Origin of the sequence: Roseivirga seohaensis subsp. aquiponti (assembly GCF_001267955.1) — a bacterium.
Taxonomy (GTDB): Bacteria; Bacteroidota; Bacteroidia; order Cytophagales; family Cyclobacteriaceae; genus Roseivirga; species Roseivirga seohaensis.
The window spans coordinates 136,474-160,904 of sequence record NZ_JSVA01000008.1; the positions used below are offsets into that span (position 1 = coordinate 136,474).

General features: G+C 38.6%; 17 protein-coding genes. 3 read left to right on the forward strand and 14 right to left on the reverse strand.

All coding sequences use genetic code 11. The features are described from left to right. Positions 1 to 87: 87 nt before the first annotated feature. Positions 88 to 1,458, reverse strand: coding sequence for a sensor histidine kinase (locus OB69_RS07585; protein ID WP_053223107.1), 1,371 nt, complete (start codon positions 1,456 to 1,458; stop codon positions 88 to 90). Between the two features lies 1 nt (position 1,459). Then, the gene (locus OB69_RS07590) at positions 1,460 to 2,140 is read right to left on the reverse strand and encodes a response regulator transcription factor (protein WP_053223108.1); all 681 of its coding nucleotides are present in this window, start codon (positions 2,138 to 2,140) and stop codon (positions 1,460 to 1,462) included. A gap of 500 nt (positions 2,141 to 2,640) precedes the next feature. Between OB69_RS07590 and OB69_RS07595 the strand changes: the two genes are divergently transcribed. Beyond that, a complete protein-coding gene (locus OB69_RS07595) occupies positions 2,641 to 3,795 on the forward strand; it encodes a serine hydrolase domain-containing protein (RefSeq protein WP_053223109.1) in 1,155 nt (384 codons plus the stop codon). Between the two features lie 91 nt (positions 3,796 to 3,886). After that, on the forward strand, positions 3,887 to 4,582 hold the full coding sequence (locus OB69_RS07600) for a hypothetical protein (RefSeq protein WP_053223110.1): 696 nt from the start codon (positions 3,887 to 3,889) through the stop codon (positions 4,580 to 4,582). Between the two features lie 48 nt (positions 4,583 to 4,630). On the opposite strand, the gene OB69_RS07605 is transcribed toward OB69_RS07600, so the two are convergent. The 8 genes from OB69_RS07605 to OB69_RS07640 form a co-directional block, all read right to left on the reverse strand. Beyond that, complete coding sequence (locus OB69_RS07605; RefSeq protein WP_053223111.1) at positions 4,631 to 5,641, reverse strand: LLM class flavin-dependent oxidoreductase; 1,011 nt, start codon at positions 5,639 to 5,641, stop codon at positions 4,631 to 4,633. Between the two features lie 98 nt (positions 5,642 to 5,739). Next, complete coding sequence (locus tag OB69_RS07610) at positions 5,740 to 8,907, reverse strand: PAS domain S-box protein (RefSeq protein WP_053223112.1); 3,168 nt, start codon at positions 8,905 to 8,907, stop codon at positions 5,740 to 5,742. A 120-nt stretch (positions 8,908 to 9,027) separates the two neighbouring features. Further along, entirely contained in the window at positions 9,028 to 11,541 is a 2,514-nt protein-coding gene (locus OB69_RS07615; RefSeq protein ID WP_053223113.1) for a PAS domain S-box protein, read from the reverse strand. Between the two features lie 11 nt (positions 11,542 to 11,552). After that, complete coding sequence (locus OB69_RS07620) at positions 11,553 to 11,996, reverse strand: response regulator (RefSeq protein WP_053223114.1); 444 nt, start codon at positions 11,994 to 11,996, stop codon at positions 11,553 to 11,555. Between the two features lie 370 nt (positions 11,997 to 12,366). Next, positions 12,367 to 13,530, reverse strand: coding sequence for an efflux RND transporter periplasmic adaptor subunit (locus OB69_RS07625; protein ID WP_053223115.1), 1,164 nt, complete (start codon positions 13,528 to 13,530; stop codon positions 12,367 to 12,369). Further along, the gene (locus tag OB69_RS07630) at positions 13,527 to 17,864 is read right to left on the reverse strand and encodes a CusA/CzcA family heavy metal efflux RND transporter (RefSeq protein ID WP_053223116.1); all 4,338 of its coding nucleotides are present in this window, start codon (positions 17,862 to 17,864) and stop codon (positions 13,527 to 13,529) included. Before OB69_RS07630 ends, OB69_RS07625 begins: the two co-directional genes overlap by 4 nt. Positions 17,865 to 17,931: 67 nt before the next feature. Next, complete coding sequence (locus tag OB69_RS07635; RefSeq protein ID WP_053223117.1) at positions 17,932 to 19,317, reverse strand: sensor histidine kinase; 1,386 nt, start codon at positions 19,315 to 19,317, stop codon at positions 17,932 to 17,934. Further along, positions 19,314 to 19,982 carry a response regulator transcription factor gene (locus OB69_RS07640; protein WP_053223118.1) on the reverse strand — a complete coding sequence of 223 codons (669 nt, stop codon included), beginning with the start codon at positions 19,980 to 19,982 and terminating at the stop codon, positions 19,314 to 19,316. The genes OB69_RS07635 and OB69_RS07640 overlap by 4 nt, the downstream gene beginning before the upstream one ends. A 151-nt stretch (positions 19,983 to 20,133) precedes the next feature. Between OB69_RS07640 and OB69_RS07645 the strand changes: the two genes are divergently transcribed. After that, positions 20,134 to 20,922 carry a glycerophosphodiester phosphodiesterase gene (locus OB69_RS07645; RefSeq protein WP_053223119.1) on the forward strand — a complete coding sequence of 263 codons (789 nt, stop codon included), beginning with the start codon at positions 20,134 to 20,136 and terminating at the stop codon, positions 20,920 to 20,922. 19 nt (positions 20,923 to 20,941) lie between these two features. Here OB69_RS07645 and OB69_RS07650 read toward each other — a convergent pair whose 3' ends face one another. The 4 genes from OB69_RS07650 to OB69_RS07670 form a co-directional block, all read right to left on the reverse strand. Further along, the gene (locus tag OB69_RS07650) at positions 20,942 to 22,150 is read right to left on the reverse strand and encodes a CynX/NimT family MFS transporter (RefSeq protein ID WP_053223120.1); all 1,209 of its coding nucleotides are present in this window, start codon (positions 22,148 to 22,150) and stop codon (positions 20,942 to 20,944) included. A gap of 116 nt (positions 22,151 to 22,266) precedes the next feature. Beyond that, positions 22,267 to 22,704, reverse strand: a complete 438-nt coding sequence (locus OB69_RS07655; protein ID WP_062303017.1) for a hypothetical protein — start codon at positions 22,702 to 22,704, stop codon at positions 22,267 to 22,269. Positions 22,705 to 23,125: 421 nt separating this feature from the next. After that, a complete protein-coding gene (locus OB69_RS07665) occupies positions 23,126 to 23,356 on the reverse strand; it encodes a DUF3820 family protein (protein ID WP_053223123.1) in 231 nt (76 codons plus the stop codon). Positions 23,357 to 23,448: 92 nt separating this feature from the next. Beyond that, positions 23,449 to 24,123: an OmpA family protein gene (locus tag OB69_RS07670; RefSeq protein ID WP_053223124.1), complete on the reverse strand. Its 675-nt coding sequence runs from the start codon at positions 24,121 to 24,123 to the stop codon at positions 23,449 to 23,451. Positions 24,124 to 24,431 lie beyond the last annotated feature (308 nt).

Genomic DNA, 24,431 nt, shown 5'->3' on the forward strand with positions numbered 1-24,431 from the left:
TACAGTTGTAATAATAAATATTCTTCAAATATACGGGCTATGAAAGCCTAGGGCTGAATCTCAAGATTAGAATACCATTAGAATTTCCTAACGGTCTATTGAAACGGCTTGTCTATAGTTGGGTAGGCTAATTTTTACATTGGTACCCTCACCCTCTTTTGAGTTGATAATTAAACTTCCGCCATGGATTTTAATTACTTTTTGAGCTAAAGGCAAGCCAATTCCAAAACCGTTGAAAGCTCTGGCGTTTGAAGCACGGTAAAAGTGTTCGAAGATGTTTTTTAATTCTTGAGGAGGAATACCAATGCCTTTGTCATCTACCTCTATTTCTACCCAGGTTTCATTGGCAGAAACTTTTATAGTTACAGGCTTATTCATTGAAAATTTGCATGCATTTTCTACAATATTATTCAGAACCATTCGCAGTAGGCTTTGGCTCCCCTGAATAATTAAGCACTCTGCTGTTTCGGGTAATTCTGAAAAATCGAAACTGATTTGGTTTTCAGGCTTGATCTTGTCGATGTCGCTTTTTACAATCAGCATCAACTCATCAATACGGATACTCTCGATGATTAGTCCTTTGTTATCGTGATCGGCTTGAGCTAGCTCTAGTAAGCACTTTACAAGAATCTCAAGTCTGTTGGATTCCTTTTCGATAGTGTTTAATGAAGCAATATATTCGTCAACCGTTCTTTGTTTGCGAAGTGCTACTTCGACTTCACCCAAAATAGCGGTAAGCGGGTTTTTAAGTTCATGCGAAGCATTGCTTACAAAGTTGCTTTGGATTTCAAACGAAGTTTCAAGCCTGTCTAACATATTATTGAAAGTGGAAGACAGCTCTGCTAGCTCATCATTATTCTCACCGGTATCTAGCCTTAAGTGAAGGTTAGAGGCCCTAATTTCATTCGCCCTTTTTACAATGCCTGAAATAGGAATGAGTACTTGTTTTGCTTGAAAAATACCGACAATAAAAATGACCACCGAACATGTAATAAAGGCAATGATTAATATACTTTTGAGGCTCTGAATAAGCTTGATTCCGTGCTCATCAATAGCAGAAATAATTACGATATAGTCTTTATTATGATGGGAATGTATCATTCCGTAGAAGGCTACATGATCTATTTTTTGGGTAAGTGCTTCGTTATTTGTTATAGATGAAGCAAAAGATCTAACAGGAACAGGTAAAGTATTTATGTCTGATTTTGGTACTACATAGGCGGTTTCACTGGTAAGGTGAAGCAAATGCTCTTTTTGAATTTCATTGAAAGTTAAAGAATCGAGCTCTTCGGCTTTAAGAAAGAAGTCGGCCTCAATCTTAGCTCTTCTGCTTAGGTGATCATAAAATTCTTTTTCAGAATATACTTTTGCGAAATAATAAATGGACACAAAAGTTGCCAGAAGCAAGGTGCAGGTGGTTAGGGTGAAAATGAGGGTGATTTTACTTCTAATTCTCATTTTAAGCTTCGTCTTTTAAAATGTACCCCATTCCAATTACAGTTTGAATCATTTTTACCTTAAACTCTTTATCGATTTTATTTCTGAGGTAATTCACATACACATCAACCACGTTAGTGCCTACATCGAAGTGTAAGTCCCAAACGTTTTTAAGCAGTTCAACCCTCGAAAGTACTTTGCCAGAATTTACCATCATGTATTCTAACAACTTGTATTCTGTCGATGTCAGTTTGATTTCGGTTCCTGCTCTATTTGCAGTTTTTGAGTCTTTATCTAACACCAGCTTGCCCACGGTTAACAATTGACTGTTTTGATATTTCTGAGATCTTCGGGCTATGGCGTTAATTCGAGCAAGTAGTTCTTGAAACTTAAAAGGTTTGGCCAAGTAGTCATCTGCGCCTGAGTTTAAACCTTGAACTACGTTTTCTGTAGAACTCAAAGCCGTAAGCATTAATATTGGTTTTTGAACACCTTCTTTGCGGAGCTGTTTACATAATTCCAAACCACTAATACCCGGCAGAATTACATCCAGTATATACATATCAAATTGACTAGTGGTTATTGTGTTTCTGGCAGATTCAGCACTGTGCGCTACCTCAACAACATAACCTTCCTCTTCGAGCCCCTTTTTTATAAAAGCTGCTACGTTCTGTTCATCTTCAACTAAGAGTATGTTTTTCATGATGTTATAAAGAGGTGTAATCAATTATGCTCAATTACAAAAATAGAGATTCAGATGGATAATTAAGCCCGAATAATTTCACACTTATAGGTCAGAGGTTGAACTAGGAATATAGAAAAATGAAAATTTCTTCATTGTCCTAAATCCGCTGCGAGTGCTACCTGCGTATATCGGTTAAGTTTCAATAATGTTTATTGAAACTGGAATTAAATAGTAGAGTGGTTCATTTCGTGTGGAGTTATGAATCTAGTTAATTGAGGTGAAGGCGGATCCGTAAGGGAACCGCCTTTATTTTTTTCTGAACCCTTATTATCTAAATATTAAATAAATGTTATCTTCAAGCCAGTTTTAGAACAAAGAAAACGAAGGCATGTAAGGGATTACATGTTTTTGATTAGGTAGAAGGGAGGTGTGATGGCCTCCTTTCATTTTTTCCTCCAGTCAAAGTTGGCTTGTATATCTTCCCCTTTCTGTTTAACTCGAATTAAACCTCTCATAGAATGAATAGATTTGCCTTAGCCCTCAGCATCATTATAGTACTTCTTGATTCAATTCCCATATCAGCTCAAAATTACTTTCCGCCCAGAGGCAAATGGGAAACCCGAACGCCACAGTCCTTAGGCTTGAATGCTGCTAAAATTGATATTGCTGTAAAATTTGCCCTAGATAATGAGTATTCAGGCTCTAAAGATTCTAGAATAGCTTCTTATGAAGGCTTTAGCAGCGAGCCGTATCATGAATTAGTCGGGCCCACAAGAGAAAGAGGAGGGCCGGCAGGAGTGATTTTGAAGAACGGTTATATCGTAGCGCAATGGGGCGATGTAAAACGGGTAGATATGACCCACAGCGTAACTAAAAGTTATTTATCAACTGTAGCTGGTTTGGCATTGGACGAGGGGTTAATTGGTAGTGTTCATGATAAAGTCAGTGACTATGTTTGGGACAATACTTTTGATGGTGCTCACAATCAAAAAATAGAATGGCATACTTTGCTCAATCAGTCTTCGGCTTGGTCGGGTACTTTGTTTGGAATGCAAGATTGGGCAGACAGACCGCCAAGAAGGGGAGGGATTGATGATTGGCGTTTCGAAAAACCAGTGCCTTCTGGTACTGTAATGGAATACAATGATGTACGTGTGAATGTACTGGCTTATTCGCTACTTCAGGTGTGGAGAAAACCACTTCCACAAGTCTTAAAGGAATACATTATGGACCCCATTGGGGCGTCTACTACCTGGCGTTGGTTTGGTTATGAAAACTCTTGGGTAAATGTTGATGGTATAAATATGCAATCCGTTACGGGGGGCGGTCATTCTGGTGGAGGTGTTTTTATTAGTGCATTAGATCATGCTCGTTTTGGTCTGTTGTTTTTAAACGAAGGAAATTGGAATGGAAACCAACTCATTTCCAAAAAATGGGTAGGTGAGGTGCAGAAATCTTCTGAGGCGAATGCCAGCTACGGCTATTTGTGGTGGCTGAATAGAGGCCCAAGAAAGTGGAAAGAAGTAGATGACGAGTCCATTTACTTTGCCGCTGGTTTTGGAGGAAACTTTATTGTAATCGATAAAAAGAATGATTTGGTAGTAGTGACACGATGGCTAGAGCCTAATAAAATTGGACCTATGATGAGTTTAGTGTTAGAAGCCACAAAATAACCCTGCCCAATATTACCTACAGGAATATCCGAGCTAGAGGGTATTCTTTCACTATGATAAATCTCGGTTCTTCGTTTTAAAATACTTTAACATGAAGAACAGAACTAAATATCTACTAGCAATTTTAGCCTTTTTTGCATTGATGGGCTGTAAACCTAAAAGTCCTTATGACACTAGCACACCAGAAAAAATGCTTCTTTCACTAGGTTTAGTTTCTGCTCAACCTGTAGATCACAACCCTGTTCCGTACTTTTATGTGAAGAAAGATGGAATTGCCATTACTAATTTTGACGAGGCTGGATTCAAGGCACTTGATGCTTTTGAGGCTTTTAAAAATGCCATGATGGATAGTTTTCAAACTAAAATTAAGCGTAGCTCTAAAGACAAAATAGAGTTTTATAAAGATGAAAAAATGTTCTCTACCGTATCACTTTCGCTTTCTGCTTCGCTTATTCGCCCTCAATTGCAAAATCGTTCACCAGAAGATTATGAAGTAATTTCAGTTTCAGAACCAAATGATGATGGTGTGGTGACTATTAAGTGCAGGATGGTAGATAGAGAAACTGATCTTGAAGTGAAGGAAGAGGATGGTCACTATTTAATGTTCTTGAAGGATAAAGATTATGCTCAAATTCAGAAAATGACAAAGTTCTTCGAAAAGGCAGAAGCGCTTTTTACTAGGGCAGCTTCTGAAATCAAAAATAAAGAAGTTACTGAAGAGAATTTTGAGGAGATGTCCAACAGTTGGGACAACGAGTATATGGATTTATTTGCAGAGTTGAATTGATTGAAAAGAACTCAACCTCACCTGATTAATAATAATGAAAGACTGGAATTATTTCCGGTCTTTCATTATTTCTGAGAAAATCTTATATGATTTCACTCGGTCTTCATGGTGGAAAATATGCGAAGCCACCATCACTTCATCAATTCCTGTGGCCTCAATAAAGTCATTTGTTTTTTGTTGCACAGTTTCTTTACTACCTACAAACGCATATTTAAGCATGCGCTGAAAAGCCTCGTGTTGTGCTAAGGATTTCAGTTCAGCAGTCATTTCTTGCGGAGGCTGCATATAGTCGATATTATTTGTCAACACACCATACATCATTTTTATGAGTGAAGTAGATAAGCGCTCTGCTTCATGGTCTGTATCAGCGGCAATCACATTGATGCAAGCAATGGTGTAGGGCTCCTTCAAAAATGCTGAAGGTTGAAAATTATTATGATAAATATGAAAAGCCTCAAAAAGCTGAGCAGGTGCAAAATGACTAGCAAAAGCATAAGGTAATCCCATTTTTGCAGCCAAATGAGCACTGTCGGTACTAGAACCTAAAATGTAAATAGGAACTTCTACGCCCTCGGCTACTGACGCCCTTACCTGAGCGCTTTTATTTTCTTTAGAGAAATACTTTTGAATTTGCGCAACTTCATCGGGGAAGGCTACTACCGATCTCGCTCTGTCAGACCTGATCGCATAAGCTGTAGCTTGGTCGGTGCCAGGTGCTCGACCTAAACCCAAGTCAATTCTATTTGGGAAAAGTGAACCTAAGGTGCCAAATTGTTCTGCTACAATAAGGGGAGAATGGTTGGGGAGCATAATTCCTCCAGAACCAACTCTTAAGGTTTTTGTACCTCCAGCAATATGCCCAATGAGCACAGCAGTAGCCGAACTTGCAATACTTACCATATTGTGGTGTTCTGCCAACCAAAATCTAGTATAGCCCATTTGTTCTGCTTGCTGTGCAAGATCAAGACTATTTGAAAAGGTATCGGCAGGGGTAGACCCTATGCCCATAGAAGCCAATTCTAGGATAGAATATTTTATATGTTCAGAATGCTTAAACATGGATTCTCTTTTTAGTTTCTTTAACCGAGTAGGTAATGAGAAATAGAAGAGAATAATTCCCTCTTACTAGAGTTTTTACAATGGATTGTAAGTAGCTATCAGTCTATTTGTTGGAGCGTAGGTATATAAATATCAAAAGTAGCCCCTTGGTCTTTTTCGCCACTTGCATTAACTATTCCGTTATGGTTTTCAACGATTTTTTTCACAATGGCCAATCCAATACCCGTACCCTTATACTCTGATTTGCCGTATAGCCGCTGAAATAGCTCAAATATGATTTCACTATGTTTTTTATCAAAACCAACACCATTGTCTTGGACTCGAATATGGCAGTAGGTTCTATTTGATTGTAATCTTTTAGGCTCAAGTTGCTCTCCTGTTCCTGTTTTACTCGATATTTTTATAATAGGAGCGATGCCCGGTCTTGCAAACTTTAATGAATTGCTAATTAGGTTTGTAAGCAGTTGTTGGAACTGGAAGTGGATGATATGCACCTTGCAAGGTGCAGAAACTTCTAACTTGGCTTGTTTCTGCTCTATTTCTTCTTTTAAATTTTCCGACACCTCATTAACTACTTGATCAAGCGGAATTCGCTTAAACTTTAATTCGCCAGTACTGGTTCGCGAATAAGCAAGTAAGTCCTCAATCAAGGTTTGCATTCGGTTGGCAGCATTCTGCATTCTTGATAAATAGTCTACCCCTTTTTCAGAAAGATTTTCCTTTTCTTTATCTATAATTCGAGAGGCAAAGGTTTGAATTTTACGCAGAGGTTCTTGTAGGTCATGGCTTGAAATATAAGCAAAGGATTGTAGCTCTTTGTTCATTTTTTCAAGGTCTTTATTTTTCCTAGCGAGTTCAGATGTACGTTGTTTTACTTGTTTTTCCAGTTCTTGTAAAAACATTTTCTGGTCCTGAATATCGGTACTAGACCCTACCCACATTCTAATGTTTCCATCTTCATCTCGTTGTGGAATAGCTCTGCTAAGTTGCCAACGGTAAGTGCCATCGTATCTTTTAAAACGATGCTCAATAAGGAAGTCTTCACCTGTTTCAATCGATCGCTTCCATTGTTTGATATTTTCCTCACGGTCATCTGGATGAACAATCTGAATCCAGCCATCCTTATCTATTTGTGCTTGTGTTAAACCAGAAAAGTCGAAAACAGACTGATTAAAATAATTCAGGTTACCCATTGGGTCAGATGTCCAAACATGTTGTGGCATGGAGTCCGCCAACAGTCTAAATTTTTGTTCGCGTTCAATAAGTTGTTGCTGTATGTTTTTTTCTTCAGTGATATCACGAACTGTTCCAATCATACGATAAGGCTCATTGTTTTTATAGAAAACAGTGCCTTTTGCTTCCATCCAATGTAGCGAATTATCAGGCCAAAAAATTCTGGCTTTGTAGTGTAAAGAGCCTATAGCAAAAGCTTCTTCAAAAGCTTTTTGTCTAATAGGAAGGTCTTCTTTATGAATTTGTTTAAGGAATGTATTATGTGGTAGCTTGCTATCTTTTTCATAGCCAAATATTTCTAAATAGCGGTTTGAATAATTGATTTCATGGGTTTTTAAATTATACTCCCAAGTACCCAATTCACTGGCTTGAATAACTACATTTAGTTTTTCTCTGTTGGCCTCTATTTTTAAACGAGCTTTCACCTGGTCACTTACATCAAATCCTACGGTCATTATACCGTTGATCACCTTATTGTCATCATATAGAGGTTCGTAGGAAAAGTTGATGTATACGGTTTCGAGCTGATTTCCCCTTAGTATTTCAACCGGAAGTTCTTTGGCTACAAATCTGTTACCTGTTTGGTATACATCATCCAGTAAAGCTTTTATACCTTGCTCATTAAGTTCGGGCATGGCATTTAGTATTTCTTTACCTAATACTTCATTCTCTTTTCTGCCCCAAAGCTCTAAAGAATGCTTATTCACAATTTCTACCACGTAATTGGAACCACGTAAGATAGCTATTGCCACTGGTGCCTGATGAATCATTAGCCTGAGGTTACGCTCGCTGGCTTTTAATTTTCTATCGATTCGTTTCCGTTCAGTAATGTCTCTAGCAATAGCGAACATGTAAGGAACCCCTTGAATAGACAGCCCTTTCATTTGAATTTCAACTGGATAGATAGTGCCATCCTTCTTTTTGTGTAGGGTTTCAAAGAGTGGAAGTGCTTCTTTTTGAGCTCGTTGAAAAGTGGTTTTGAACAGTTCTTCGTGATATATAGGGTCTACATCAGGCACTTTCAATGATTTGGCTTCTTCGGCAGTGTACCCCCATTTTTCTAAGGCCAATTCATTTAAATACTCAAAAGATCCGTCTTCACGCATTAAGATAAAGGGGTCGCTGGCGAAATCGGCAATGAACTTAAATCTTTCTACTTCTACTTCTGCTTTTTTTCTAGAGGTAATGTCTAATGAAGAACTAATATACCCAGTGAATTTACCTTCTGCCGAATAGCAGGGGGTGCCTTTTGAAAGAAACCAACGATAATCATTGTTGCGGTCTAAAGCCCTGAATTCACTTGTAAACTCTGTTTTACTTTCGAAGGCCTTTAGGTAGTCATTCAATACACTGTCGCGGTCATCAGGATGAATTAGGTCTGCCCACCCAAATGCTAATAGGTGTTCCAATGATTTACCCGTAATTTCTACCCATGCCGTATTGAAGTAAGTGGCTTTACTAGTTTCATCACTTAAGCCAATTAAGATATCGGTGCTTTCAGTAATGTTCTTGAATCTTTGTTCGCTAGATTTGACTTCTTCTAAGGCCTTAATCTTTTCGGTAGTTTCGGTACAGGTTACCAAAACACCTGCTGGTTTTTCTGATTCATCAAAAACAGGGCTGTAACCAAATGTCCAATATACTTCTTCCATTTTCCCATTTCTAAAAATAGGAATCAACTGATTTTCGCTCCAAGTAGGCTCAATTTCGTTTAAAACCTGATCGATGAGTGGTTTGATGATATGCCATATCTCGGGCCAGGCGTCTTCTGCTCTCATGCCCAATATGGCTGGGTGTTTTCCTTGTTCGCCTAAACTTGGTCGGTAGTAGTCATTGTAAAAACAAATAAGGTTGGATCCCCAAAAAAGAAACATGGGAAATTTAGAATGTATAACAATACTTAAAGTGGTACGCAAACTTTGGGGCCAAGTATCAGGTGAGCCCAGAGGGGTTTTAGACCAATCTTTTTCTCTAGTGAGTTTCCCCATTTCTCCACCACCCTGAAGAAAGCTAAATTCCGTGTTTGTTTTCATAAAGTGTGCGTGCTGTCCATGGAGAAAGTTCGTAAATGTTATTGATCGTTGGCTGTGTTTTTAAGGGGTGTTTGCCGGATTAATAAACTTCGAGTAAGTGATTTTGTTTAGATATCGACATTATCTTGCTTTTGGTTTAGGGCGGTTTATCGGTATGTAAATATTGAATGTAACCCCTTGATCAAGCACTCCTTCTGCCATGATTATACCGTTATGGTTGCTAACAATTTTTTTAACAATGGCCAAGCCTATACCGGTGCCATTGTATTCAGATTTACCATGTAAACGATGGAATATCTCAAACACTTTTTCATTATGTTGAGGGTCAAAACCTACGCCATTGTCAGAAAAAGTAATATTGCAGTATTGTTTTTTGGGCGAAAGACTATCTATTCCGAAAGAATTTCCAATACCTGTTTTAGTTTTAATGTCGACAACGAGTGATGTGTCTTTTTTTGCAAATTTAATCGCGTTGCTAATAAGGTTTGACAGCAATTGTCGAAACTGAAAACGGATTATCTCAAGGTTGACATCTTCACTGAGGTTAAATTTGGCTCCTTTTTGCTCTAGTTCTTCTTTGAATGTTTGTTGAGTTTCTTCAACGATTTTATTGAAAGATGTAAGCTCAAATTTATGTTCGGCTGTTGTAGTTCGGGAGTACTGCAAAAGGTCGTCTATCAAAATTTGCATGCGGTTTGCTGCATTTTGCATGCGATTTAAATAGTCTAAGCCTCTTTCTGATAAAACCTCTTTTTCTTTATCTGCTATTCGCGAAGCAAAAGTTTGAATTTTTCGTAGCGGTTCTTGTAAATCATGGCTAGAAACGTAAGCAAACGATTGAAGCTCTTTGTTCATTTTTTTGAGCTCTTGATTTTTAAGCTTCAGTTGCTTAGCACTTGCTTTTAATTTGTCATCGGCAGCCTTTTTTTCCGTGAGGTCACGCGTAATTTTTGAATAACCTATTATGCTATTATTGCCATCCTTAATGGCGGTTATTACTACACTAGCCCAAAACAGACTGCCGTCTTTACGAACTCGCCAGTTTTCTTGAACGGCTTTTCCCTTTTCTTTAGCAAGCGTTAGTAATTTTTGTGGTACGTTGTTTTCTTTATCGGTTTGAATGTAGAATACTGAAAAGTGTTTGCCGATTATCTCTTTTTCGTGGTAGCCTTTTATCTTTTCAGCCCCTTTGTTCCAGTTTTCTATGTTGCCCTCGGAATCTAGGTAAATGATTGCGTAATCTTGAATTTCATCTACCATAAGGTGATTACGCATTTCGCTCTTTTTCAAAGAGTTATTAGATTCTCTTAATTCCTTTGTACGCAACTCTACTTTTTTCTCTAGCTCGGAAGCAAAAGACTGTATTTGCTCTTCAGCAATTTTTTGTGAGGTAATATCGGTGTTGGAGCCTAACCAATGAGTAATATTTCCTTTTTCATCATGAATGGGTAGGGCACGTGATAAAAACCAATTGTATTCGCCATTTTTAGCTCTCAAAGGAAAAGTATCTTCCCAAATTTCTCCGGTGTCCCATGAGTGCTGAATTTTTTGGGTTACCCGATCTACATGATCAGGGTGATGTACTTTTTGCCAGCCCCATCCTTGCATTTCTTCAAAGGTACTTCCGGTATAATCGTACCAACGTTGATTGTACCAATAAATCCAACCTTTTGCATCGGCCATCCACACCAATTGGTGCATGTTGTCGGCTAAAGTCCTAAATCTTTTTTCACTTTCTTCTATAGTTTTTCGAGCCAATACCTGATCTGTAACGTCAGAGGCAATGGCCACGATACCTGAAATACTTCCGTCAGACTCTCTTAAAGCATCATAAACAAAGTTGATAAATATGGTTTGCATCTTACCATTTCTTGGTAAGTCTACGGGTCTTTCTATGGCCGTGAATTTTTTCCCAGTAGTATATACTTGATCTAATAATTTCTCTAGCCCTTGCCCTTTAGCTTCTGGTAAGCCTTCGAAAATTGGTTTTTTTAGAACTTCTTTTTCGCTTTTCCCCCATAGCGAGAGCATTAGGTCGTTGGCAATTTCAACTTCGTAATTTGGCCCTCTGAATATGCACATTGCGATTGGTGATTGGGTAATATTCTGCCAAAAACGCTGATTGCTGTCTTTTAAACTTTTAAGGCTGTTTACTTTTTGAGTGGTTTCAGTACAAGTAACTAAAACACCTGCAATTTTGCCTTGCTCATTATGTACAGGGCTGTAACTAAAGGTCCAATATACATCTTGTATTTCGCCATTTCTATAAATTGGAATTAGCTGATCTTCACTCCATGTAGACTGTCCTCCTTCTAAAACTTGGTCAATTAATGGCTTAATAATGTGCCATATTTCACTCCAAGCCTCTTCGGCTTTCATGCCCAATATAGATGGGTGTTTTCCTTCATTCCCTAAACTAGGCCTATATGCATCATTATAAAAACATAATAACTCAGGCCCCCACCATAAAAACATTGGAAATTTAGAGTTAAGAATAATTCCTAAGGTGGTACGCAAACTTTGCGACCATGTGTCGGGGGAGCCAAGTGAGGTTTTGCTCCAGTCTTTTGATCGGGTTAGTTTACCCATTTCACCTCCGCCAGAAAGGAAGTTATATGTTGTTTCTTTACCCATTGATTATCACTTTACGGCTGAATTAAAAATAAATCTTTCGTAGGTGGTCTATTGTGTTCTCCTTTAACTAATTCAATTGCACGAAGGATAACTTTTTTTAGGTTTGAAAAGGTTTTTGGCTTTCTAATATAATAGTTTGCTCCTTGCTCAAAAAGCATATTTGCAATTTCTGGGTTATAGGATGTGGAGTAAATAATAATGGGTAGTTCTTTAAGGTTGTTACATTGCCTAATTTCAACCAAGCAATCCGCACCATTTTTTCTAGGCATGTTTAGGTCTAGAAAGAGGGCGTTTGGAAGCTTTCTATTGTTTTCTGACAATAGTTTTAGAAGCGCTTCTCCATTATTAACGGTGGTTAAGCCTGCCGATACTGAGAGTTCAAGCAAAGCCTCTTCAAAAAAAAGGCAGTCATCCTGATCGTCATCTGCGAGTAAAAGTTCAAATCCATTGCCCATAGTATTTATTTAAAAAATGAATGACAGTTAGAACAAACTTTTGGCTAAAGAGTCTCTTTCGGTTTTTAGAAGTTATCCCCTATTTAAAATAAAGGTCAATAAAAATTATCTGTTATACAAAAATGGCCTAAGACCTTTATGTCTTTACATAAAGCTCTTAAACCATAAATGGAAAACTGCACAATGAACCTAATTCTTGCAGTAAGGCTATATATAATCGTTGAAAAGGACTAGCTATCTGAAAATCTGATACTTTAAATATGAACTGGCAGAAGTGGTTTCATCAGCTTTTTACAATTATCACTGCTTTTTAGGTTGGTACTACCGTTAATCAATATTTGAAAAATATTTTGCTGGAAACACTACTGCCTTATTCCATAATCAAATTGAAAGCCCCTGAGATCAAGAATTCAGTATTCGGCTTAAAGTCCTGAGGGTTTAAAATGGAGGTGTAGCCTTCTTCCGTAATTCCCACTTTCACCATTCTTTTTTCAAAGGTTGAAGCTTCATTTTCGGTGTTTGTTTTTACCAAAACATAATAATTGCCTTCAATCTCTACCACGGCTGCTTCTGGTAAAGCCATTTGAGTTTGGCTCGAGGTTAATATTTCGGCTTCTACATACATACCCGGAATAAAGAGCCTTTCATCTTCTTCACTGTCTAAATGGCAATGCACTAATACCGATCTGTTTTCTTCGTCTATGGCTTTATTGATGAGGTTGATTGTAGCGGTAAATGTTTTGTTTGGATCGTTTTGGCGCTTGAATATTACTTTTTGCCCTACTTTTATCTTATGAAGGTCATTTTCAAAAACCTTCAATTCCATATGCATATGTTCTGTATTGGTAATTGTAATAGCAATGTCTGAAGGGTTTAGAAACATGCCTTTAGAGGCATTTATAGCGGTGATAAAACCGCTAATGGGTGATTTTACTGGAATCACCGAGGTCATGCTTTCTGCGGTTAGGCTTTTTGGGTCAATGTTCATTAGCACTAACTTCTTTTTTAAGGCTTCGAATTGGGTCAGAGCATTGTTGTATTCTGTTTCTGCCTGAAGAAATTTTTTCTGAGAACTGATATTTTCTTCAGAAAGGCTCTTCTGTCTTTCGTAATCTGACTTTAAAAAGGAAATATGGTTTTTAACTTCCAGAAAATCCTGTTGTACCTGAATGTAAGCAGGGTTTTCTAGCGTGAATAAGGTTTGGCCTTTCGTGGCTACTTCACCTGGCAATAATTCACTCTCTTTTACATATCCACCAAAATAGGCACTTACAGAAGCTTTATGTCCCGGAGGTACATCAAACATGCCTGTGGTATGCACCTTTTCTGAAAACTGGAACGTGTCCATTCTACCAAGTTGCATGGCCGAAGCTTGAAATTGAGAATTACTCACGCTTATGATATTCTCATCAGTGTTTTCTTCAATTACCATCGTTTCGTTAGAAGCGCCTGAGCCGCAAGAAAATACGCTAAATACTAGGGCAAGACTGCCTAAAAATAAGCTGATACTGAATGTATGTTTAGAACTGTTCATTTCAGAATTGTTAAATATTTGATATCCAATAAGATCATGTTGTAATTGTAGAGATTTTCTAAGTAGGTAATCTCAATACCTTTAGCATTATCGAGTAGCTGAATGTATTGTAAGAAGTCGATCTCTCCACCTTTAAAAGCTTTTGTTCCATTATTGATTAGTTCATGAGCAAGCTGTTTTCCAGCATTTTCATAATAGCCTATGGCCTCTTGGTATTGTTGCAAATCAGCGCGCTGAGCTTCGTAATTCGCTTTTAACTGCGTTTTGTAATTCTCCGACTCGTATTCCGAAATAAGCGACTGAATTTTGGCCGCATTTATTTTTGCCTTATCGGCTCCAAAAAAGAGGGGAATACCAATGCCCGCCTGAAAGCCCATATAGGCTTTTGCATTTATGCCATTGTTGGTGCCTCTGAAAATATTAAAATGTAAATCGGGCAATAGCTGCTGCTGCGCAAGTTTCAAAGATTGTTGAGATAGTAATTCCGCCTTTTCAAAGTACTGAATACCCAAATGGTTTTCGGTGTCTAATGGGCTGTACTCAAGCATTTGCATTTGCTGCGGCTCTATTTCAATTTCAGAGTCGGACTGAAGCCATTGGTTTAGTAATGCATAAGATTTTTGAACGCTTTCTTTGCTCTGTTTTAGGGCCAAATCAAGCTCTCTCTGTTTGGCTTCCGCAGTTAGTTTTTCCAAATAATTAGATTCCCCTTCTTCAAATTTGCGCGAAGCTGCTCTGGAAAAGTCTTTGTATAGGCTGTCTAAATAAGCGTAGTTCTGGGCTACATTCTGCCAGTAAACAACAGTGTAGTAGGCCTTTGAAACCTCTTTTGTAACTCTATTCTGATCGAGTAAATGTTGTTGTTCCGAAAGGGAGGTAATGCCTTGAAGTACTTTTTTCTGGTTTCCATACACCGTTGGAAAAGCGAAAGATTGACTAAGGCCAAATACATTGAGCGCCTGATTATTTTCGGCAATGTTGTTTTCGTCAAAGTGATAATACACCTGCGTTTTTTCAATGTTGAATGAGCTGCCTACCAAAGATTTATTCTGATCTATTTTAGCAGAAGAAGCTTTCAATTCACTGTTGTTCTTTAACGCAATGTCGATTGCTTCATTAAGACTTACAGGTTTGGTTTGTGCTATTCCGTTGCTATTAAAGGCAAACATCAACAGAATGACAATCATAAGCGGTTGTGCTTTCATTGGTTTTTTAGCTTCTTTTTTATCGAAAATAGAGTACAAAACGGGCAGTACAATTAGCGTAAGAATGGTGGCGGAAATTAGTCCACCAACCACAACTGTGGCCAATGGTCTTTGAACTTCGGCACCAGCAGAAGTAGAAATGGCCATAGGTAGAAAACCCAAAGCTGCGGCCATTGCGGTAAGTAGTACTGGTCTCAGCCTTTGTTTTGTACCCAAAATCACTCTGGTATTAATATCGTCATGACCATGTTTTTTCAATTCTTTAAAATGCTCAATCAATACGATTCCGTTGAGTACCGCGATTCCGAAAAGAGCGATAAAGCCTACGCCAGCTGAAATACTAAAGGGCATATCTCTAAAGTAAAGCAGTAAAACACCACCCACAGCTGATAGCGGAATAGCACTGTAAATCATGAGGGCTTCTTTTACAGAGTTGAAAGCGAAATAGAGTAAGAAGAAGATAAGGACTAAAGCAACAGGCACTGCTAGCATTAGTCTGGCCCTGGCCGATCTTAGATTTTCGAACTGCCCACCGTATTCGATGCTATAACCCACTGGTACTTTTACCTTGCTTTTAATAATTTGCTGAACATCGTTTACGACTGACTCTAAATCTCTGCCACGAACATTTACACCTACCACAACTCTTCTTTTGGTATCATCTCGCGATATTTTTGCTGGCCCTTTATTATAAGTGATTTCGGCAAATTCACTAAGCGGCACTTTGTTTCCGTTGGGCAAAAGCACCGATGCTCTTTCTATGTCTTGAATGTCTTTTCGGTGCTCTGCGTCATACCGAACCACCAAGTCGAATTGCTTTTCGCCTTCAAAAACAGATCCTGCAGTTGCTCCTGCAAAGCCCATTGTAATAATATTATTTAATTCTTCTACATTCAGCCCGTAGCGTGCAATCTTTTGGCGGTTAAATTTCACAGACATTTGAGGTAAACCCGCCACTTTCTCTACAATAATGTCTGCTGCGCCATCTACATTGGCAATCGCCTTTTCTATTTCTAAGGCTTTTTGGTAGAGAATATCTAAATCTTCCCCAAAAACTTTGATGGCTAAATCGGCCCTAACACCGGTGATCAGCTCGTTAAAGCGCATCTCAATCGGTTGAGTGAACTCAAAATCTACCCCAGGTATTTTGGCCGAAAGGGCTTCTTTAAACTTGTCGGCCAATTCATCTTTGGTTTCGGCCGAAGTCCATTCTTTGATTGGATTAAGTTTAATGATTACATCACTTTCTTCCATCGACATAGGGTCGGTAGGTACTTCTGCCGCACCAATTCTGGTCACTACCTGATCTACCTCTGGAAATTTCTTAAGAATTTGCTCTATCTGGGTTGTAGCTTCTATGGTTTTACTTAAAGATGTTCCTGTTTTAAACACTGGCTGGATCACAAAATCACCTTCATCTAAAGTAGGCACGAACTCTCCACCCATTTTTGAGAATAGTATACCTACTGCAATGAGTAGTGCCGTAGCGGCAGCCAATACAATTCCTTTACTTTTCAAGGCCCAAGTGATTGAAGGGGTGTAAATCCTGTCCAAAAATCCAATTAGTCGATTAGAGATATTCTTTTTATTTGGGTCGGATGGTTTTAGGAAGATTGAAGAAACCACCGGAACATAAGTGAAACAGAGGATCATTGCGCCAATCAAAGCAAAGCAAAACACCATGGCCATAGGCTTAAACATTTTGCCTTCTACACCAGAAAGTGAGAGGATTGGAATGAAAACAATGATGATGATGAGCTGACCAAAAACTGCGGAACGCATCATTTTTGTAGAACCGCTAAATGTAATTTTATCAATCAGGCTTTGCTTTTCAGACTTTGGTAAACTCATGATTTGAGTTCTTTCGGCTGTAATTTTAAAAGCAATGTATTCCACTATAATCACCGCCCCATCTATGATAATTCCGAAGTCAATCGCCCCCAAACTCATTAGGTTGGCATCTACACCAAAAATGTACATTAATGAAAGCGCAAAAAGTAAACAGAGAGGAATTACAGAGGCTACTACCAAGCCAGAACGCAGATTCCCTAACAAGAGCACCACTACAAAAACTACAATTAAACAACCTAGGATTAGGTTTTCAGCAATAGTGAAAGTGGTTTTTCCAATCAGCTCACTTCGCTCTAAAAAGGCATTTATTTTAACACCCTCAGGAAGTGAACCTTGAATTTCTTCTACTCGTTCTTTTACTGCTTCTATTACCGCTTTGGAATCGGCATCTTTCAGCATCATCACTTGACCTAGCACCTTTTCGCCTTCGCCATTTCCAGTAATTGCTCCAAAACGATTGGCATGACCAAAACCGACTTTGGCTACATCGCGTACAAAAATGGGTTTGCCATCTCTGTTGGTAACTATAATGTTTTCTATGTCTTCAAGAGAGCTTACTAAACCTTCACCACGAATAAAAAAGGCCTCATTTCCTTTTTCGATATAACTACCACCTGCTACGCTGTTGTTCGTTTCTAAGGCATCGAATACTTCTGAAAGTGACAAGTTTAGTGCACGTAACTGCTCTGGATTAATAGCAACTTCGTATTGCTTGAGGTAGCCGCCCCAAGTGTTTACTTCCACTACGCCAGGTATTCCAGATAATTGTCGTTTTACAATCCAATCCTGAATGGTTCTTAAATCGGTAATTGAGTATTGATCTTGGTATTCAGGCTCTACATCTATTATATATTGATAGATTTCACCTAAACCAGTAGAAACAGGCCCCATAAAGGGTTTGCCAAATTCTGCGGGAATTCTTTCTTCGGCACTTTTAATTTTTTCCGCAATAAGCTGGCGAGGCAAGTAGGTGCCCATTTTATCTTCGAATACAACGGTTACTACAGAAAGCCCAAACTTAGATATAGAGCGAATTTCTAATACCCCAGGCAAGTTGGCCATTTCCAATTCTACAGGGTAGGTCAGAAATTTCTCCACATCCTGAGTTGCCAGATTACGCGATGTGGTGATGATCTGAACCTGATTGTTGGTGACATCGGGCACGGCTCCAATGGGGATGTTGTTAAGTGAAAAAATGCCAAAACCCACCATGATTGCGGTGAAAATCATCACAATGAGTTTGTTTCGAATGCTGTATTGAATAATCTGTTCTAACATTACTATTGGTCTAAAATTGACTTCTCAAATCTATAATGTGTTTCCTTAGGCTTCTCATAAGAGAAACTTAAGGTTTCCTTAAAAATGCAATCGTAAAAGTGGTGCCTTTATTGATTTTACTTTCTACAGTAATTTGCGCACCAATAGCATCTACTGCCTTTTTAGCAATAGATAATCCCAAGCCAGCTCCTGTAATCTGTTTATGTTCTAAAGCATCGGACCTAAAAAATGGATTAAACAGCGAACTAAGGTCTTCTTGCTTAATCCCTATACCTTGGTCGCTTATTTTACAAAGCGTATATTTTCCTTCTTCTGAAATTTCTATTGATAGTGTTTTGCCTTCAAGCGAATATTTGATGGCATTTATAATGATGTTTTCCAGTATCAAACTGGCGTAATATTGAGGTACTAGAGTTTCGGTTTCGGCCTTTACTTCAAAATTTACTTTTAAATTCTTCTGACTAATGGTGTTGCCATTTCTAGTGAGCACTTCATCAACCAAACTTACCAATGAAATAAGGTGATTTTCTTCAATTTCACTTTTAGAATCAAACCTAGCCAGTAATAAAAGTTGCTCCACAATATTGCCCATACGGTCTATTTCGTTTAAGCCATACTGCACTTTCTGTTCATATTCTGATTGTGTTCGTGGTTTTCTAATGAGTACTTCTAAAGTGCCTCTGAGCGTTGAAAGTGGGGTGCGCAGTTCGTGCGAAGCATCTGAAGTAAACTGTCGTTCACGCTGAATGGCGTTTTCTATACGCTGTAAAAGTTCGTTGATGGCAGAAGAAAGCTCAAAGATTTCATCTTTGTTAGGCGGTAGCGGAACCCGTTCGTTCAGGTTGTTTTTTGTAATGGTGTTTGTGGTATCTATAATGGCTTGAAGCGGAGTGATGCTTCGGCCTGCCAAAGAACTTGATATTAAATAAAGCCCAAAAAGCACAATAGGAAAGGAAATCAATAAAGTGTTCTGTAAGTTCTTAATCACCATTGTGGAACTCTCCATTGAAATAGCTGTAATGATGTAGCCTTGCTTTCTTCCATTTTTTTCAATTGGAATTTGTGCTTGCCTAATGGCCCTATCTACAAGGAATGTGCTAAAGTGGTCGTTGCTGTTTACCGCTTCAAGGAAAGTGAGTTGCTGTTCTTTAAGGTTTGGCGATTTATCCATTAACTCCCCTTGATTATTGATTAGCTGAATAAATACCGGGTTTACCTGCACCTCACGATGCTCTCTTTCGGCCCATTCGGCTTTGTTCATAAAATGAATGCTGTCATTTTCAATAATAATTTCCTTAGAGTGCTTTTGGGCCTGATAAGAAAGCTCTTTATCTAGATTACTGAAAACCGTTTTCTTTACGCTTAGAAATACAATAAGAAAAGCCAATGCTGTAATAACAGCTGTTGCTACGGTATAATATAGGGCAATTCTATTTTTGAAATTCAACTTCATAATTCCTTAGCGATATAGCCTATACCTCTTACAGTTTGGATGTAGTTTTCAGCTTCGCTCAATTTTAGTTTGTTGCGAAGCGCGTTAATGTATACATCGATTACTCCAGTATTATATTCAAAATGAATGTCCCAAACCGATTCAATAATCCTCGTTCTGCGGCAAACTTTGTTCTTGTTTCGGAGCAAATACTCTAATAATGCGAACTCCTTTTTCGTAAGGAAAATCTCCTCATTTCCCTTATGCACTTGGTGGGCATTCACATCCAAAACTATGTTCCCAATGCTCAATTTTTCCGAAGAACTTGGTGTGGAACGCAGTTGAACCCTGATTCTTTCTAAGAGTTCTTCAAAGTGAAAGGGTTTTTTAATGTAATCGTTGGCACCTGATTGCAAACCGAAAATTGTTTCTTGAACTGTATCTTTGGCGGTTAGAAAAATGATAGGAGTAGCGCTATTTTCTTTTCTGAATTGCCTACAAATTTCTATGCCGCTTAGGCCGGGCAGCATCCAATCGAGCAAGAGCAAGTCATAATCATTGCTTAGGGCTAAAATAAGTCCTTGGTTGCCATCTGCCGCTGTATCTACCACGAAGGATTCTTCTTCCAAACCTTGCTTAACAAAGCTGGAAATCCCGACCTCGTCTTCAACAATCAGAATTCTCATGCTCTAATTTATGCTTTGTTAAATTATAGAGCATGCTGAACTTCCTTAAAGTTTCCTTAAAAAAGGGTTGTTGTATCATAAACCCCAGTTAATATTCAGGCAATTTGAGTTTTCTATATTTGCACTTACTTCATAAAAACACATTCGTAAAATGAATAAGTTAACCTTTCTCTGTGTTCTGCTTTTTTTCACCACCAACGTTCTAGCCCAAACTAAAGTAATTGCCCATCGAGGTTTTTCAGGTATTGCGCCAGAAAATACTTTGGCAGCCATTCAGAAAGCCATTGATCATCAGTTTGAGTATTACGAGTTAGATATTCACAAAACTAAAGACGATTCTTTAATGGTTATTCATGACGCTTCGGTTAACCGAACTTCTTCTAACGGAATGAAAGGAAAGGTTGCTGAAATGACTTATGAAGAACTGAGTAAAGTGAAGGTGGGCTATTCTTCTAAGTTTGGTGAGGAGTTTAAGGGTGAAAAAGTGCCTACGCTCAGAGAAGCACTGACCATTTCGAAAGGGAAAATCAAGGTGTGTGTTGAACTGAAAGTGAAAGGAGTGGAGAAAGAGATGCTCGATATTATCAATGACTTGGGTATGAAAGACGAAGTAATTGTTTTTTCATTCTATTATGAAGCATTGGAAAAAGTGCGTCAGCTAGACGAAGATATTCCGATTCTATTTTTGGTAGGCTCTGCCAATGAACGATCAATTGATATGGCTAAAGCTATCAACGCTCAAGCGATTGGTGCTGGGGGTGGAAATCCAATTACAAAGGAGTATATAGAAAAGGCTCACAAAACTGGACTTGAAGTGTGGAGGTGGACTGTGGATGATGAAAAAACCATGAAAGCACTGATTGAAGTTGGTGTTGATGGCATTATCTCTAATTTTCCTAATCGATTGGTGAAGCTGCCAGGTGTTAAACTAAAGGAATAGGCTACAATGCAATAATCGTCTAGTTTTCCTGCGATATTTTTCCCGGCTTTCCTGCACCTAAACCCATATAAAGCTTTAGTAAAGCAATAACTAGTAAAAAAACCAAGGAGTAAGACCAGTTTCCAGTTAAATCGAAAATGCTACCAAATAGAATTGGCCCTGTGGCGGCTATCAAATAGCCAATTGATTGCGCCATTCCCGAAAGCTCTGCCGCGGTTTCAGAATCTTCTGAGCGGAAAATTATAAGCATTAATACTAGACCAAAACTTCCCCCTAAAGCAAAACCTATTAACGAAACCCAAATGGGAACAAGGCCTGCTTGTGGGAACATGAGTCCAACTAGGCTGATGGCTTCTAAAAGCACGAGAATAAGAATAATACTTCGTTGATCTTTTTTTCTTCCCGCCCAAATGGGAATTAGCAACGAGCCTAAAACGCCAGTGCCTTGAGATAGAGAAAGCATCCATCCTGAATAGGAAGCGTCAAAACCACGGCTTTGAAGAATATCGGGTACCCAAGCCAAAATAACGTAAAAAGCGAAGGATTGTAAACCCATGAAAATTGCCACTTTCCAAGCCAAGGCCGAGCGCGTTAGGTGTTTCATGGCCTTTAAGAAATTACGATGTTTTTTCGCTTTTTTAATACGCCAAACTTGAGGCAACCAAATAAAAAATGCTGCGAAAGAAAGAAGAGCCCAAACGCCCAGTGCGCCTCGCCAACCAAAGACTTCGTTTTGAGCTAGGGGGACGCTAATGCCAGCAGCAGTAGCGGCTCCAATAGCCATAACTCCAGAGTATAAACTGGTGATGAGACCAGAATTAGACTCAAAATTTCTTTTCACCAAGCTGGGTAAAAGTACATTGCCAAAGGCAATGCCAATGCCTGATAAAATTGTTCCTATGTACAGTGCGGGTATAAAATCAATTGAACGAACCAGAATGCCGATGGTAATTAATAAGAGTGCGCCAGCTAAAGTAGCAGCCATTCCAAACCGTTTGGTAAAAAGAGTGGTGAGCATTGAAACTACTCCGAATGCCAAAAGGGGTAAGGCTGTAAGCAAACCCAGCATTGAATTCGATAGTCCAGTACTTTCTCTAATAGTGCTTACCAATGGACCCACGCTGGCCAGTGCTGGGCGTAAGTTGATGGCAATAAATAAAATACCAGCGATAAGTAAAGCTTGCTTGGGTTGATTAGTACTCGAAGCTTTTAAATTAGGTTTTAACATTATTAGCGCTTACAGAATGAAATACTCTGCATGAGTAATCATATCATACCCTAATGGCCAAGTTCGAATAAAAGTTCGCTGAATAACTGAATTGTTTTTCAGCGTTTATCCTCTTTTTAATTATTCGTTCTCTGGTATTTCAAACCTGGCCCATCGCAAGGAGCCCAAGTGCCTTTTAATGTGTTTTCTGATTCTATAATTAACACCTCGGTTAAATCGCCTGTACAATTGGCGATAAGCTCGTTGTCGCTTGGGTAGGTAAGTTTGATTGAATGTTCTTCTTCTGTAGAATTAAAAACGAACGTGCCAGAGGCAGAGGTTTCAACACCTTCTCTTGTTCTGGATTTGGTAAATTTGCCAGTGTTGGTATTCAAAATATAATATTCTTGCCAATCCATGTCGTTCCCTGTGGTAATGGAAGGCGAAAAACTACCTGTCATTTCAACCAATTCCCATTTCTGTGGATTACCTTCAAGAACGCAGCAGTCTAGCTCATCGGAACAAGAAGAAAAGGAGAAAAGGAGGATGGCAGAAGCAAATAATAAATTTTTCATATTTTCATGGTTTTCTGCTCGGTTAGACCCGCCTTAGGTTGGAAAGGTTGGGAGAGGGGGGGGGAGCTAGTTCTTTAGATTTATCGGGTTTTAAATTATGTAACCAATCAAGAATGTTATAGTGAGAACTATAATTGAAAAGTAGAACAATGAAGACAATCCATTTGCTATCTTTTTTTCAAACTTAAATTGATCGCCAGTCCACCAGAGCTTAAAAACACTTTTAAACATAATACCTATGAACTTAAAGTTGTCAGTCAAGGCTGAACTCAATATTTTGATTTTTTCTTCTTTATAGAAAATAAGGAAATTGGAGAAGTTGCGAAAGCAAAACAAGGTTAAGACAACAATCAATTCTAAACTCAATAAATTATCAAGAACCATTTTGTATAGGTTGAAAAATGGAAAAAATAAATCTCTTTCAAAACCTTCTCTTATTCTTCAACGGCTTAAGTAAGTCTTCTAAACCGTTGATTTTGATTTCAAAGATGGTGGAAAGGAGCATGCCTAGTTTGCCATCTGGGAAGCCTTCTTTGGCAAACCATTCTAAATAGTAAGTGGGTAAATCGCACAGGGTGGTGCCTTTGTATTTGCCGAAAGGCATTTTCATTGTCACCAAGTCGACTAGCAGTTGGGGGTTAGGGCCTTCCATTGTTGCAAGTTAACAAAACAGAGAAGCTAGCGCATAAAAAAATGCTTTGCGATTTCTCACAAAGCATTTTTTTATTTTTGAATAGAAGGGGCTTATTCACCTCCTTCAAGTTCGCCTCTTTTGGCCATTCTTTTCATTTTGTCGTTAGCGTAAATCGCAACTTCCACTCTGCGGTTGGCTTGTCTGCCTGCATTCGTGTCGTTTTCGGCAATTGGCTGGCTTTCGCCATAGCCTGCTATTTCCAACCTTTGGTAATCTAAACCAAGGCTTACTAAATACTCTTGTACTGAAGCTGCTCTTTTCTTAGAAAGGGTCATGTTATATTCGTCAGTACCAGTATTGTCAGTATGACCTTCGATAAGCACGTTTGTATCTTCGTATTTCTGAAGCGTAGCGGCTAAATCTTTAAGGTTTTCCTTAGTGTTTACATTTAAAGTGGATTGGTTGGTGGCGAACATTAAGCCTGAATCGAATGTGATTTTAATTCCTTCTCCTACACGTTCTACTTTTGCTCCTTCCAAATCATTCCTTAATTCTTCGGCTTGTTTGTCCATTCTACGTCCAATTAAAGCACCAGCGGTACCACCAACAGTAGCTCCAATAATTGCTCCTAGAGCGGTATTGTCTTTACCTCCAATTACTCCCCCAATTACTCCACCAGCAGTTGCGCCAATGGCTCCACCTTTAACTGAGTTACTTGCTTGGCAGCCGAATAAAAGAGCGCCCGAAAGAAAAATAGCTGTTATTAATTTAAATGATGATTTCATGATTTAGTGTTATTTGATTTGGCTGTTAATATTCAATTCTTGTACCACCTGCGAAAAGCTTAATTAAAGCCGTTTTTTGAGGTTGAAGTTGTTCCAATCTTTCCCATATGGGTAAAAGAATACTCAATTTGGTAATGAATAGAGACGGTATTTGCGCAAATATGAGCACAATTGATCTCATTCTTCCCAATTGCTATTGCCTTTATTTTTTGAGCAGGTACTTCACCAAATTGTTCACATTATAAATAGTCTGTTTTCCTTCTTATTTCGTCTCGTTTAAAAGCATAGATATCTTCTGCTTTGTTTTT

Excerpts from the sequence above, each read along its gene's own strand:
- OB69_RS07670 (WP_053223124.1), bottom strand. The coding sequence starts at position 24,123 with ATGAAATCATCATTTAAATTAATAACAGCTATTTTTCTTTCGGGCGCT.
- OB69_RS07620 (WP_053223114.1), bottom strand. The coding sequence starts at position 11,996 with ATGGGCAATGGATTTGAACTTTTACTCGCAGATGACGATCAGGATGAC.
- OB69_RS07605 (WP_053223111.1), bottom strand. The coding sequence starts at position 5,641 with ATGTTTAAGCATTCTGAACATATAAAATATTCTATCCTAGAATTGGCT.
- OB69_RS07610 (WP_053223112.1), bottom strand. The coding sequence starts at position 8,907 with ATGAAAACAAACACGGAATTTAGCTTTCTTCAGGGTGGTGGAGAAATG.
- OB69_RS07615 (WP_053223113.1), bottom strand. The coding sequence starts at position 11,541 with ATGGGTAAAGAAACAACATATAACTTCCTTTCTGGCGGAGGTGAAATG.
- OB69_RS07595 (WP_053223109.1), top strand. The coding sequence starts at position 2,641 with ATGAATAGATTTGCCTTAGCCCTCAGCATCATTATAGTACTTCTTGAT.
- OB69_RS07585 (WP_053223107.1), bottom strand. The coding sequence starts at position 1,458 with ATGAGAATTAGAAGTAAAATCACCCTCATTTTCACCCTAACCACCTGC.
- OB69_RS07635 (WP_053223117.1), bottom strand. The coding sequence starts at position 19,317 with ATGAAGTTGAATTTCAAAAATAGAATTGCCCTATATTATACCGTAGCA.
- OB69_RS07630 (WP_053223116.1), bottom strand. The coding sequence starts at position 17,864 with ATGTTAGAACAGATTATTCAATACAGCATTCGAAACAAACTCATTGTG.
- OB69_RS07600 (WP_053223110.1), top strand. The coding sequence starts at position 3,887 with ATGAAGAACAGAACTAAATATCTACTAGCAATTTTAGCCTTTTTTGCA.
- OB69_RS07650 (WP_053223120.1), bottom strand. The coding sequence starts at position 22,150 with ATGTTAAAACCTAATTTAAAAGCTTCGAGTACTAATCAACCCAAGCAA.
- OB69_RS07665 (WP_053223123.1), bottom strand. The coding sequence starts at position 23,356 with ATGGAAGGCCCTAACCCCCAACTGCTAGTCGACTTGGTGACAATGAAA.
- OB69_RS07640 (WP_053223118.1), bottom strand. The coding sequence starts at position 19,982 with ATGAGAATTCTGATTGTTGAAGACGAGGTCGGGATTTCCAGCTTTGTT.
- OB69_RS07655 (WP_062303017.1), bottom strand. The coding sequence starts at position 22,704 with ATGAAAAATTTATTATTTGCTTCTGCCATCCTCCTTTTCTCCTTTTCT.
- OB69_RS07645 (WP_053223119.1), top strand. The coding sequence starts at position 20,134 with ATGAATAAGTTAACCTTTCTCTGTGTTCTGCTTTTTTTCACCACCAAC.
- OB69_RS07590 (WP_053223108.1), bottom strand. The coding sequence starts at position 2,140 with ATGAAAAACATACTCTTAGTTGAAGATGAACAGAACGTAGCAGCTTTT.
- OB69_RS07625 (WP_053223115.1), bottom strand. The coding sequence starts at position 13,530 with ATGAACAGTTCTAAACATACATTCAGTATCAGCTTATTTTTAGGCAGT.